Here is a 12,396-nt window from a genome sequence, read left to right on the forward strand (position 1 = left end):
TAAGGTGAGGCCGTGAGTAAAAAAACCGCCACAAAAACCCCCAGTCAAAGCGCATCATACCAATATGATGCGATCATCATTGGTACAGGCCCCGGCGGTGAAGGGGCCGCCATGAACCTCTCTAAAAGCAATCGTAAAGTCGCCGTGATTGAGCGACAAAAAGATGTCGGGGGTGGCTGCGTGCATTGGGGAACTATCCCTTCTAAAGCGCTGCGTCACTCTGTCAGTCGTTTGATTGAGTACAAATCGAACCCACTGTTTCGGTTTAGCGAACGTCCACAACGCCTGACGTTTCAGGATATTCTGCATCATGCCAGTAATGTGATCAGCAAACAGTCAAGCCTGCGCTCAAGCTTCTACGATCGCAACCGTATCCATCTCTATCAGGGCGATGCGACTTTTGTCGATGCACACACAATCCGGGTGCAACATCATGACGGGTCACAGGAACTACTGACTGCGCAGACTATCGTCATTGCGACGGGTTCTCGCCCGTATCGTCCACCAGGCGTCGATTTCGCTCATCCGCGCGTCTATGACAGTGATACGATTTTAGATTTAACACACAACCCACAACGCGTACTGGTTTACGGTGCCGGGGTCATTGGCTGTGAGTATGCGTCTATATTTAAGGGCTTAGGTGCCAAAGTCGACCTCATCAATACCCGTGATCGACTGCTATCGTTTATGGATGATGAAATCTCTGATGCACTGAGCTACCACTTCTGGAACAGTGGTATCGTGATCCGACACAATGAAGAGTTTGCCAAAGTTGAAACCCTGGACACGGGCGTTGTGCTGCACCTTCAATCAGGTAAGAAGGTTAAAGCAGACTGTATTTTATGGGCCAACGGAAGAACTGGTAATACTGATTCACTCAATCTGGATGCCATCGGCCTCAAAGCAGACAGCCGCGGCCAGCTCAAAGTCAATGAGCATTACCAGACAGAAATAGACAATGTATACGCCGTAGGTGACGTAATTGGTTACCCCAGCTTGGCCAGTGCTGCCTTTGATCAGGGCCGTATTGCGGCGCATGCAATTGTACACGGTAAGTGCGATGATCGCCTGATCACCGACATCCCAACTGGCATCTACACCATTCCGGAAATGAGTTCAGTGGGCAAAACCGAGCAACAACTGACGGCAGCTAAAATCCCATATGAAGTCGGTCGGGCACAATTCAAACACCTGGCACGCTCGCAGATCACGGGTACTGAAGTTGGTTCACTGAAACTGCTGTTTCACGCTGAAAGCAAAGAGATCCTCGGAATACACTGTTTTGGCGAGCGGGCATCCGAGATTATTCACATTGGTCAGGCCATCATGGAACAAAAAGGCAAAGGCAATAATGTTGAGTACTTCGTCAATACCACCTTTAACTACCCCACCATGGCCGAAGCATACCGGGTCGCTGCACTCAACGGATTAAACCGTTTATGTGACTAACCAGGCCGGGCTTGAGTGCTGCGCCTTAAAAGCGCAGCGCTCCGCTCACACGCCACAACTGCTCTATCTGACGCGTCGGCAAATTAAAATCAGCTCGATTTGCGACCTTAGATTCCAGATACTGAAACTCCATACCAACATGCCAGCGTTCGGAGACCTGCCAGCGACCTGTTACGGTTATCGCGCCCCCTTCGCTGGTGTTTGGATCAAAATCCCAAAAGTCGCGATCTTTCACGTCGAATTGCTCCACCCGACCACTCACTCGATAATCCTGCCATTTATGGGTTAACAGCATAAACTGGCTGCTGAAGTCGTTATCAACACCACGCCTGATACCCATTGCCGTATTGCCAGCCATCGCCTGCATGACCAAATGCGTGGCCCGGGTGATCTTAAAACGATAAGCCGCACTGTAAAACTTGGTATCCCAGGCATATTGCCCGGTCTGATAGTTCAATACACTTGGGTCACCGTTATTATCATACCAATACAGCCTCAGCGTGTGACGCTTCCGATAATCCCAGTGTGCGCCGAGGTAATACCCAAACCGGCCATCGACCTCGGTAAAAGGCTCAGTTCGCCAAGACTGCTTTGCCAGGGGCGGCGCCTGTAGTGCACTGATCGGCGCAAAAGGGATGGCTTCATTAAACACACTTTGCCTGTCGTGTATTGCCCAGCCCCGCCAGGCCAGTAAAGTGCCTGCCGGATCATTCCCTTTATACACAGCCCCCAGCAACTCCCAATTATGACCCGTGCGTTGCCGACGTGGCAGCCGGCTGTCACTGTGCTTATAGCTCACCTCCGTACCAAAAGTCCGGACCTCCTCGCCCAGCCAGGTATTTATCGCGCTATAGCTATAGTTATACGGAGACGACCAGCCAATGTCGGGATTCTCCAAAGACATACGCGGGTAAAACCCCCCAAGCCGCGCTTGCCACTGACGGGGCCCTTTGTTCAAGGTATGATACTGTGCAAATAATTCAGTAAACCCGAATTTACTATCCGGATCGGGAACATATTGGGCACTGGCGAACAAAGACCACTTGCTGCCCACTTCAGTGCGTAAATCCAACACGGCACGACTCAAGTTAAGTCGCTCAGAGTCGGCACCAAAGCGATTTACTGCCACGCCCCGGTTATACCAGGCTGCATATTCACTGTTATTTTGCCAACTTGCCTGAATTGCGCCTTTGTACTGAAAATCCTGAGCCTGTGCCGTGCTGATGGCCACAACACTCAGCCCAATCAGCCCCAACTTTTGAAGTTGTTTATTCATAATCATCAAACTCATCACTGAAATCTTCCTGGAGCATACCAAGTGACTGCTGCAACTGAATATTCAGCTGTTCACCCGACTTGACGGCCGATAATGCATGACTTTCCGGACTGTCTAAATCCATAAACCCCTCGTGCCAGACTTTTAACGTCACGTCATTGTGTCGCGCCGAAGGTATTGAAATGCGTGCAATGCCCTGAGTATCCGTCACTGCAAAATGCGTAGAATCCACAACCAGTATATAGCCCAACATCCAGTCATGAATGTTGCAACCCAACTCCACAGCCCCGGTTGCAGAAAACGTCAGGGCCTGAGGTTGATCCCGATACAGTTTAAACTCAAAGCGCTTGGCGGGAGAGAACGAATACACATGATGCAAAATAGAGTCATAGTTAGGGAATGACACTTCGGCCTGTTTTGGCACTATCAGTAAATGCGGCGTAAATGCGCGGTTTTTCTGGCCCATTTTATAACTGCGTGTGAGGACCGCCTGATCAGCAGCAAGCCCCTCTCCGGTAAGCCATACGGCCGCGCCGGGCAGTACCTTTCCCTCTTTATCCCGCACCTGAACAGTGAGCTGCTCAGCAGCCGTTGCACAGGCTGAGATCAGAGTAACGGCTGCTAAAGTGATACTAAGAATATGTTTTAATTGAGTCATTGCCTAAAAGCTCCTTGCGGTCTCGATTTAGTATAGGCCACAGATGTAGACCGGACGACCGTTAGTTTCCATTCATCGCATTTTCAAAGTGAATACGTATGCAGAGAGTTCATGCCCGGACGAAGATAACAGTAAGCTAAACATTCACTCACATTTGCAACCGAGATAGTTTATGCGATTAGTCTTCTGTGCAACAGGTGTTGCTGCCACACTCTTAACCGGTTTATTTGCCACTGCAACACAGGCTGCGACATACAGCGTCAGCTCGCCAGACGGTAAGCTCACCTTTCAAGTCAGCGATGATAATACCCAGCCCAGCTACCAGGTCACGTTTAATAACCAGGCCGTGATTGCCCCTTCAAAATTGGGGTTCGATTTTGCCCGTGCCCCCTCGCTGCGCGACGGATTGATCATCAGCAAAACGCAGCGCAATAGCGTGAATGAGCGCTGGCAGCAACCCTGGGGTGAAGCACGAGAAATACACGACCATCACAATGAGCTGGTTGTTACCCTGGCAGACAGTCAGTCAAAGCAGGCACAATATACCCTGAGAATACGGGCATTTGATGACGGCGTCGGCTTTCGCTACGAAGTAGCCCAGGACTCTGCACGCTATATCACCAGAGAGCTGACTGAATTTGCTATCGCTGACAGTGACAAAGCACAGGCCTGGTGGATCCCAGCCCGCGGCTGGAACCGCTATGAATATACCTACAACACTACTGCACTCCACGATGCGGCCCATGTCCACACCCCATTCACATTGAAAAACAAAGACGGTGTGCACATCAGCATTCACGAAGCCGCACTGGTTGATTATGCCGCTATGACTCTGAACCAGCGTCGCCCAGGTACCTTTATCAGCGATCTGACGCCCTGGTCTGACGGCATTGCCGTAAAGACCAATGGCCAGTTCAAAACCCCCTGGCGCACCATTCAGGTTGGCGCCCAGGCGACTGATTTACTGAACTCTCGCCTCATTCTAAATCTGAATGAGCCCAATAAATTAGGCGATGTATCCTGGGTAGAGCCAGGTAAATACCTCGGCATTTGGTGGGGCATGCACATCGGAAAAAACACCTGGGGCAGTGGTGAAAAACATGGCGCGACTACAGAACGCACTAAAGAATACCTGAGTTTCGCAGCCGAGCACGGCTTCGATGGTGTGCTGGTAGAAGGCTGGAATACCGGATGGGATGGCGACTGGTTTTTTAATGGTGATGTATTCAGCTTTACAGAAGCCTACCCGGATTTCGACTTGGATGCCATTGCTAAACATGGCGAACAAGTGGGTGCCCGCCTGATCGGTCACCACGAAACCTCAGGCAATGTCAGCAATTATCGCGACCAGATGGCTGATGCCTTTGCCCTGTACGAAAAAGCCGGTGTCCGTCAGGTTAAAACCGGCTATGTTGCCGATGGTGGCAATATCAAGCGCATTGATGAGCGCGGTCACGCCCGATTCGAATGGCACGACGGACAATTTATGGTCAATGAATATCTGGACAATGTGAAACTGGCGGCCAAGCATAAGATCAGCATCAATACTCATGAACCAATCAAGGATACGGGATTACGCCGCACTTACCCTAACTGGCTCACCAGAGAAGGCGCACGTGGCCAGGAGTTCAATGCCTGGGGCACACCACCCAACCCACCAGAGCATACCACCATGCTAGCCTTTACCCGCATGTTGTCTGGCCCGATGGACTTTACACCGGGTATTTTCGATATGGGCTTTAACGGCCTTGGCGATAAGACCAATCGGCCACAAACCACGCTGGCCAAACAGCTGGCCCTGTATGTGGTGCTCTATAGCCCAGTGCAAATGGCAGCAGACCTGCCGGAAAACTATTTGGCAAAACCACAAGCCTTCCAGTTTATTAAAGATGTCCCGGCGGACTGGGAACACAGTATCGCATTGGCAGGTGAAGTGGGCGACTATGTGGTCTTTGCCCGTAAAGAGCGCAAACGCGGTAAGTATTCAGGTAATGACTGGTATTTGGGTGCCATCACCGATGAACAGGCCAGAACCTTGACGGTGAAACTCGACTTCCTGGAACCTGGCCAGCAATTTGAAGCACACATTTATCAGGATGGAGCAGATGCAGAATGGAAACACACTCCCTATGATCTGAGCATCCAAAAGCAGCGTGTCACGGCAAACGACACTTTAACACTGAAACTGGCCACCAGCGGTGGCACAGCTATTCGCTTTAAAGCCCTTTAAAGCCTGCGTTATTTTGCCCTGACAAAGCCGCCCTGAGCAGGGCGGCTTTTTTATCAGGCTGCCACTTTTTTCAGATGTGGCGTAATGAACTGGCTGAGAATCAAAGAGCACCCAGCCAGGGCCGCACCAAAATAGAATACCAGCGATTGGTCATACAGCCACACCACACCAAAACTCGCCGGGATCACCACCGCTGCAATGTGATTAATAGTAAAACTCACGCCAGCTGTCGCTGCAATATCCTCCGGCTGGGCGATTTTCTGAAAGTAGGTTTTAAGCGCAATGGCCATCGCAAAGAAGATATGATCCACCAAATATAATACCGCTGCTAATTGCGCAGACTCGACCAGCGCATAGCCAATAAAGACCAAGACCAAACCTGAATACTCCAGCGTCAGGGCTTTTTGCTCGCCAATCTTGCTGATCATCTGACCAATTTTCGGGGCCACAAAAATATTTACAAGGTGGTTGAGCATATACAACGCCGTGATCTCGGCGACATCAAAGCCGAACTTTTCCACCATCAGGAAACCGGCAAACACCATAAAGATCTGACGACGGGCGCCGGAGAAAAAGGTCAGGACGTAATACAGGCTGTACTGTTTTCTTAGAATGAGTTTTTTATGCTGTGTGGCCTGCTGAACGAACTGCGGATGCGTCAGTGCCATAAACAAGGTCAGTGCAAGTCCGGCCCCACCAAAAATTAAGTATACCCACACATAATCGGTCGCCAGCCAGGTAAATGCCACCCAGATGAGCCCGAAGGTCACCAAAGAGGCCATCGATTTTATCGACAGTAAACGGCCCAATTGCTCGGGCGCCTCTTCTTTACTGAACCACTGCAAGCTCAGCGATTGATTCAGTGTTTCAAAGTAGTGGAAGCCAATGGACATCAAGACCGTTGTGGCGTACAGGCCATACACACTGGGGAAAAACCCGGTCAGTGCTACGCCGATTGATAGCAAGCATAAACTAACCAAAGCAAAGGTTTGCTCCTTCAACACCAGCAGCACAAACACGGCTGTAAAGGCCAGGAAGCCTGGTACTTCACGCAGTGATTGCAACATACCTATATGCGCGCCAGTAAACGCGGCCTGTTCAATCGCAAAGTTATTAAGCAGCGCATTCCAGGCAGAAAACGTCATTGCCATGACAATGGTCGCCAGCACCATAAAGCTCATCGGCGAAGGCACAAAAAGTCGGGTCGGGTTTTTCATTCACAGTCCTTAAGCACATTGATTGCCGTTATCGGCCCGGTTAGTATATGAGCTGTTCACGCTGGCTAATATGGGAAATCATGACACAAAGTTTATCAAATCGGACAGATGCATCCTGGCGCAGTGTTTCCAGCCGGTTCAAGCGCAAGATACTGGGCAGACCCATCTTCCCGAGGCCCACCACGATGCCTGCCAATGAACATGTACGGCCCCATAGCCATCACTGGGGTCAGATCACCTACATCAGCGATTCAGTGATGACCATTTTCACACCACAAGGCACCTTCGTTATCCCACCGCAACAGGCTTTGTGGATCCCACCTAACGTGGAGCATGAGACTTTCTGCCGTTATGGCGGACACTTTCGTAGTGTCTATATTGATGAAAAGTACGCTGCCATTTTAGGTGATCAAGCGAAGACCCTGGTAGTCGATACACTGCTGAAAGAAATGATCCTGACTATCTGTACCTGGCCTGAGGATTACCTGCTCGACGACAAGACCGAGCGCTTTATTCAGGTGTTCATTGATAGATTAGAGCTGGCACCTACCAGTGCATTTTTCATACCCAAAGCCGATGACCATCGCCTGCTGCCAATTGTCAGTGAACTGTATTCGAACCCGGGCTGCGCACTTACTCTGGAACAGTGGGGTGAGCAGGTGGGCGCATCAGCCAGAACCCTTAATCGCCTGTTTCATAAAAGCTTTGCCATGAGCTTTAGTCAATGGAAGCAAAAGCTCAGAGCGCTACGTGCGGTTGAAATGCTCACCGCGGGCGAAACCCAACAAGCCATTGCTTTGCAACTCGGGTTTGAGTCCAGCTCGGCATTCAACAGCGCATTTAAAAAGTTCTTCGGTACCACCCCTGGACAATATCTAAAGCGTTAAGGCTGGTTATTCAGATACAAGGCCTGTAATGGCCCCGATTCCAGCCAGGCACGCATCAACTGACGCTGACTCAGCGAAAACATCTTCTGCCTGTTGTCGTAGACATTGGTATTCATAAAGTTCATCGTCAGATCTGCATTCACGCAATCAGTCTGCGCTAGCCCATCACAGGTCAGGTGACGATGGGTATTTTGGTCATTCCATGGTGGATTTATATGGCCAATTAAGCCCAGAAAGTGGCCCAACTCATGCGTCAGTGTTTTACCCTGATCATAATTCGGCTCTCGAGGTGCAATGGTGCCAAACAGCCCCTGCTCTACCGACACCCCAATATAAGGCTCAGGCGCACTGCCCGGGACGTGTGCCCTGCCTCCCAACACCGGTTCATTGAACCGGGTACGTGACATACCCACCCAGATATTAATATAACGATCTGTCGGCCAGGCATCCGATCCCCCGGCATCGCTGCGGGCAAAGGGATAACCCTCCAGCGCAAAGACACTCGTTGTGGCATCGACCCGCACGATCCCCGAATGAGGCTGGCCATCCGGATCTTTGTCAGCCAGGTAAAACTGGATCCCGGTGTCTGCAACAAAAGGGGAATAAGTATCGGGGATAGTCTCAATTTCGGCGTTATTTTTGCCACGGAAATGCAAATTAGTGGCCCGTAACTGAGATAAGATCTGCGCGTCACTGAGTTCAAAATGGCCATTATTCAGTACATGTACGACGACCGGTAACCGGATCCGCGTGAGTACTTCAGGATCAGGCAGGTAAGGTAAAAATAACGCATTCACAGTACAGGGCCCTGTCACTTCAGGTAGGTGGTAAGTGTACTGCGTCAGTGTGCCATTACATCCTCCAACACGTTCCAGAATATGATCGCTGTTAGGTGTAAAGACGAACTCAGCAGCGTGGCCATGCTCAACCTGCTGCGTACTGATGTCCACATTCCCACCCTGACTGACGGTCGCATCCAGGCGATACTGAATAGGAGAAAAACGTGCCTGTATTTGACAACTTTGCTCGACCCGCTCTACCCGATAAGCAACCCCTGTGCGCTTACCCGCGCAACCACTCAGTGCCGTCAGCTCATAACCTGCGCCTGGTTTCGCGACAAACTCCGCCGTTTTGCCCTTGCCAACCTGAAGGCTTACGGGCTCCAGCACCCCATCCCCTTCGCTATGCGTTGAAATGGTCAGCAACTTTGGTGTATCGTTTGGCACCGAGCTATCATCGCTACCACCTGAGCATGCCGTTAATTGACTCAGTGCCACCCCCAGCACTAAAATCCTTCTAATCATATAATTCATCGCTCCTTCTCCTCTTTGCCTGAGTTATATGCTGTCGCAATCACGTCGACTTCGATAAGTTATTATAGGAACACGCAGCTCGCAAACTGTTATGTAACCGGTTAAAAATGTCGCAATTTGTTATTCCCTCCCCCCAGGCTGAGCAGACATTGAGCAATCAAGTGTCGGCAGCTGTACAGCATCGTAATTGGCAAGTACTCTGAGACCTTTCCTTAGTTGTAACCTGTATGGGGTGTCATGAGCACAGCATTTTCACGCCGATTTATTACTTTGATCGACCAGTTTAGCGCCGGCAACAAACGTCAGTTTGCGATCCTCACCGGCAAGTCGCCGTCACACATTTATCGTATTTGTCGTGGCCTGAGCCGGCCATCCGTTGCCTATTTGGAACATTTATACAGCTTGTTCAGCATTGATCTAAATTGGCTGCTTACCGGTGAACAGCCCACAGACCACGCGCCGATGACGGGCGGTCAGGAAATGCTGATGGTGCCTAAACTGGATGTCGAGGCCAGCGCGGGTTTTGGTAGCATAAATGGCAGTGAAGATATCACAGAGCAGTTTGCCCTGAATAAGCGCTGGCTCAGTACGCAACTGGGCGTGCACAGTGAACAATTGGCGTTTGTCACTATCCGGGGAGACAGTATGCTGCCAACCTTGCAGCATGGCGACATGGTGCTGGTTGATTTAAGCCAGCGTGACGCGAATAAACGCGGCGTTTATGTACTGCAAACCGAAGATGGTCTGATGGCTAAGCGCCTGCAACAACAACGAGATCATATTAGCGTAGTGAGTGATAACCCGGACTACCCAGCCTGGCAAATCCATGCCGAAAATGCCCAACAGCATGGTATTGCGGGCAGAATTGTCTGGTGCGGCCGCAGTATGTGATCTTCAAACAGCAAAAAGCCAGCGTATAAGCTGGCTTTTTTGTGGTTGTGACCTGGCTGATTACGGGCGTGGGATAAAGCCCAGCGCATCGTATGCCGCTTTTAGCGTTTTCTCTGCGCGAGCACCGGCTTTTTCTGCACCAGAGCGCATGATCTGATCCAGCAACGCCTGATCTTCACGGATCTCTTTGAAACGCGCCTGTATAGGCTCCAGCATAGCCACCACGGCATCGGCCGTGTCTTTTTTCAGATGACCATACATTTTATCTTCATACTCAGGTACCAGATCGGCCACATCACGCTTGGTCGCCACTGACAATAGTGTCAGCAGGTTAGATACGCCTGGCTTTTCTTCCCGGTCAAAGTAAATGCGCGCTTGTTCGTCTGAATCCGTCACCGCTTTTTTCAGTTTCTTCTCAATCTTTTTCGGCTCATCCAGCAGCATAATATAGGCATTTGGATTATCGTCCGACTTAGACATTTTCTTCAATGGATCCTGCAAGCTCATCACCCGAGCACCCAGCTCCGGGATATACGGCTCAGGAACTTTGAACACATCACCATACAGGTTATTAAAACGTGTCGCGATATCACGAGTCAGTTCAAGGTGCTGCTTCTGATCTTCACCCACCGGGACCTGATCAGCCTGATAAAGCAGAATATCTGCTGCTTGTAATACCGGATAAGCAAACAAACCCACGTTCACATTGTTGGTGTTTTTCGCTGACTTGTCTTTAAACTGGGTCATGCGGTTGAGTTCGCCCATTTGTGCATAGCAGTTCAGTACCCAGCTTAACTGCGCATGCTCTGGCACCTGTGATTGCACGAATAACGCTGACTTTTCAGGGTTAATGCCACAGGCAGCATACAAAGCAACACCATCTAAGACGCGATCACGCAGGACACTTGGCTCCTGACGTATGGTAATGGCATGCAAATCAACCAGCATAAAGAAACAATCATGATCTTCCTGTAGCTTAAGCCACTGGTTAATGGCACCCACATAATTGCCTATTGTCATACCACCGGTTGGCTGAATGCCACTTAACACTACTGGTTTAGTCATTGTGTTCCCTTACTCCTAGTTTGATTTAAGGTTGATTTAAAATGGGGATTATATCCAAGAAGCCCTCACAGAGGTACTGTGGATTAAACTGGGCCAGATCCAGTCCTTGATTGTACCCATATTTGAGTGCAATCACAGGTATTTCAGCAGCATGAGCGGCCAAAATATCGCTTTTCGAATCGCCAACCATGATGGCCGTGTGTGGCTCGATGTTAAGTTGCTGACAGGCAGACAAAAGCGGCTCCGCTGCAGGCTTTTTCTGACCGTCATCACCACACACCACAACATCGAAATGTTGGCTGAGATTGAGGTTATCGAGGAGCTGTTCTGTAAACTCACGGCTCTTGTTGGTTACGACGGCCTTGGGCACATGACTGAATGCAGCCAGTACCGTTTCAACATTGGCATAGAGCAAAGAGTATTGCCCAACCAGAGCCCGATAATGCCCAGCAAAACGGGTCTGCGCCTCAGCGACCACACGTGGCGGTAGCTCAGCGTTAACGTCATGATCACCACTTAAACCGCGCTGCACCAACACATCGATGCCGTTGCCAACCCAGGTTAGCACCTGCGCACGGCTCACCACAGGGAAAGCCACTTCAGTTAACGTCAAATTGAGCGCCATATACAAGTCATGCGCACTATCAACCAGCGTGCCATCGAGATCAAATAAAATACCTTGGTAGCGCATTAGCTCACCTTAGCGAGCTCAGAACGCATCGCATCAATGACCGTCCGGTAGTCTGGTTGATTGAAAATGGCCGAGCCAGCAACAAACATATCGGCCCCCGCGGCGGCTACCTCAGCAATATTGTCGACTTTAATGCCACCGTCCACCTCCAGGCGGATTTTACGACCACTGGCATCTATGCGCTCACGTACCTGGCGCAACTTATCCAGCGTCTGCGGGATAAAGCTCTGACCGCCAAAGCCAGGATTAACTGACATCAGTAAGATTTGATCCACTTTGTCCATCACATAATCCAAATAATGCAATGGCGTTGCCGGATTAAGTACCAATCCAGCCTCACACCCATGCTCCTTAATCAAACCCAGACTGCGATCTATATGTTCACTGGCTTCAGGGTGGAAAGTAATGATATCTGCACCCGCTTTTGCAAACTCCGGGATCAGACTATCCACGGGTTTGATCATCAGGTGCACATCAATTGGGGCAGTAATGCCATAATTGCGCAGTGCCTCACAGATCATCGGGCCAAACGTCAGATTCGGGACATAATGATTATCCATTACATCGAAGTGCACGACATCTGCGCCAGCATCTAAAACCCTGGCAACGTCTTCACCTAACCTTGCAAAATCGGCAGACAAAATAGATGGTGCAATTAAGAACTCAGAATTATTATTGTTCTGCGACATACTACCCCCTGAAACAAAATGTCAGCGGCT

The 12,396-nt window shown here is 50.2% G+C and carries 11 protein-coding genes; 4 read left to right on the forward strand and 7 right to left on the reverse strand.

What is annotated here, in order from left to right:
• Positions 1 to 12 precede the first annotated feature (12 nt).
• Entirely contained in the window at positions 13 to 1,449 is a 1,437-nt protein-coding gene (gene sthA / locus QNM19_RS22890; RefSeq protein ID WP_284027250.1) for a Si-specific NAD(P)(+) transhydrogenase, read from the forward strand.
• A gap of 25 nt (positions 1,450 to 1,474) precedes the next feature.
• Here the strand turns inward: sthA and QNM19_RS22895 are convergent, their stop codons facing one another.
• Both QNM19_RS22895 and QNM19_RS22900 read right to left on the reverse strand, forming a co-directional pair.
• Positions 1,475 to 2,725, reverse strand: a complete 1,251-nt coding sequence (locus QNM19_RS22895) for a hypothetical protein (RefSeq protein WP_284027251.1) — start codon at positions 2,723 to 2,725, stop codon at positions 1,475 to 1,477.
• The gene (locus QNM19_RS22900) at positions 2,718 to 3,383 is read right to left on the reverse strand and encodes a methylamine utilization protein (RefSeq protein ID WP_049866246.1); all 666 of its coding nucleotides are present in this window, start codon (positions 3,381 to 3,383) and stop codon (positions 2,718 to 2,720) included. Before QNM19_RS22900 ends, QNM19_RS22895 begins: the two co-directional genes overlap by 8 nt.
• Positions 3,384 to 3,555: 172 nt before the next feature.
• On the opposite strand from QNM19_RS22900, the gene QNM19_RS22905 reads away from it, so the two are divergent.
• A complete protein-coding gene (locus QNM19_RS22905; protein WP_049866247.1) occupies positions 3,556 to 5,613 on the forward strand; it encodes a glycoside hydrolase family 97 protein in 2,058 nt (685 codons plus the stop codon).
• Between the two features lie 53 nt (positions 5,614 to 5,666).
• Here the strand turns inward: QNM19_RS22905 and QNM19_RS22910 are convergent, their stop codons facing one another.
• Positions 5,667 to 6,830: an MFS transporter gene (locus QNM19_RS22910; protein WP_049866248.1), complete on the reverse strand. Its 1,164-nt coding sequence runs from the start codon at positions 6,828 to 6,830 to the stop codon at positions 5,667 to 5,669.
• An 80-nt stretch (positions 6,831 to 6,910) separates the two neighbouring features.
• Between QNM19_RS22910 and QNM19_RS22915 the strand changes: the two genes are divergently transcribed.
• Positions 6,911 to 7,717, forward strand: coding sequence for an AraC family transcriptional regulator (locus QNM19_RS22915; protein ID WP_049866249.1), 807 nt, complete (start codon positions 6,911 to 6,913; stop codon positions 7,715 to 7,717).
• On the opposite strand, the gene QNM19_RS22920 is transcribed toward QNM19_RS22915, so the two are convergent.
• Positions 7,714 to 9,021 (reverse strand): M43 family zinc metalloprotease, encoded by a 1,308-nt coding sequence (locus QNM19_RS22920; RefSeq protein ID WP_197094406.1) that lies wholly within the window; start codon positions 9,019 to 9,021, stop codon positions 7,714 to 7,716. The genes QNM19_RS22915 and QNM19_RS22920 overlap by 4 nt on opposite strands.
• Positions 9,022 to 9,267: 246 nt before the next feature.
• On the opposite strand from QNM19_RS22920, the gene QNM19_RS22925 reads away from it, so the two are divergent.
• On the forward strand, positions 9,268 to 9,921 hold the full coding sequence (locus QNM19_RS22925) for an XRE family transcriptional regulator (RefSeq protein WP_284027252.1): 654 nt from the start codon (positions 9,268 to 9,270) through the stop codon (positions 9,919 to 9,921).
• A gap of 60 nt (positions 9,922 to 9,981) precedes the next feature.
• On the opposite strand, the gene trpS is transcribed toward QNM19_RS22925, so the two are convergent.
• Genes trpS through rpe form a run of 3 tightly spaced genes read right to left on the reverse strand, consistent with a single transcriptional unit; the run spans position 9,982 to position 12,366 of the window.
• Positions 9,982 to 10,986, reverse strand: a complete 1,005-nt coding sequence (gene trpS, locus QNM19_RS22930; protein WP_049866584.1) for a tryptophan--tRNA ligase — start codon at positions 10,984 to 10,986, stop codon at positions 9,982 to 9,984.
• A 25-nt stretch (positions 10,987 to 11,011) separates the two neighbouring features.
• Positions 11,012 to 11,677, reverse strand: a complete 666-nt coding sequence (locus tag QNM19_RS22935) for an HAD-IA family hydrolase (RefSeq protein WP_049866585.1) — start codon at positions 11,675 to 11,677, stop codon at positions 11,012 to 11,014.
• On the reverse strand, positions 11,677 to 12,366 hold the full coding sequence (gene rpe, locus QNM19_RS22940) for a ribulose-phosphate 3-epimerase (protein WP_049866586.1): 690 nt from the start codon (positions 12,364 to 12,366) through the stop codon (positions 11,677 to 11,679). Before rpe ends, QNM19_RS22935 begins: the two co-directional genes overlap by 1 nt.
• Between the last annotated feature and the right edge of the window lie 30 nt (positions 12,367 to 12,396).

Origin of the sequence: Pseudoalteromonas ardens (assembly GCF_030125445.1) — a bacterium.
GTDB classification, from domain to species: Bacteria; Pseudomonadota; Gammaproteobacteria; order Enterobacterales; family Alteromonadaceae; genus Pseudoalteromonas; species Pseudoalteromonas ardens.

Bases quoted from the DNA above. Each gene is read 5' to 3' on its own strand.
- QNM19_RS22895 (WP_284027251.1), bottom strand. From the start codon at position 2,725: ATGAATAAACAACTTCAAAAGTTGGGGCTGATTGGGCTGAGTGTTGTG.
- QNM19_RS22905 (WP_049866247.1), top strand. From the start codon at position 3,556: ATGCGATTAGTCTTCTGTGCAACAGGTGTTGCTGCCACACTCTTAACC.
- QNM19_RS22920 (WP_197094406.1), bottom strand. From the start codon at position 9,021: ATGATTAGAAGGATTTTAGTGCTGGGGGTGGCACTGAGTCAATTAACG.
- QNM19_RS22915 (WP_049866249.1), top strand. From the start codon at position 6,911: ATGACACAAAGTTTATCAAATCGGACAGATGCATCCTGGCGCAGTGTT.
- trpS (WP_049866584.1), bottom strand. From the start codon at position 10,986: ATGACTAAACCAGTAGTGTTAAGTGGCATTCAGCCAACCGGTGGTATG.
- QNM19_RS22935 (WP_049866585.1), bottom strand. From the start codon at position 11,677: ATGCGCTACCAAGGTATTTTATTTGATCTCGATGGCACGCTGGTTGAT.
- QNM19_RS22900 (WP_049866246.1), bottom strand. From the start codon at position 3,383: ATGACTCAATTAAAACATATTCTTAGTATCACTTTAGCAGCCGTTACT.
- rpe (WP_049866586.1), bottom strand. From the start codon at position 12,366: ATGTCGCAGAACAATAATAATTCTGAGTTCTTAATTGCACCATCTATT.
- QNM19_RS22925 (WP_284027252.1), top strand. From the start codon at position 9,268: ATGAGCACAGCATTTTCACGCCGATTTATTACTTTGATCGACCAGTTT.
- QNM19_RS22910 (WP_049866248.1), bottom strand. From the start codon at position 6,830: ATGAAAAACCCGACCCGACTTTTTGTGCCTTCGCCGATGAGCTTTATG.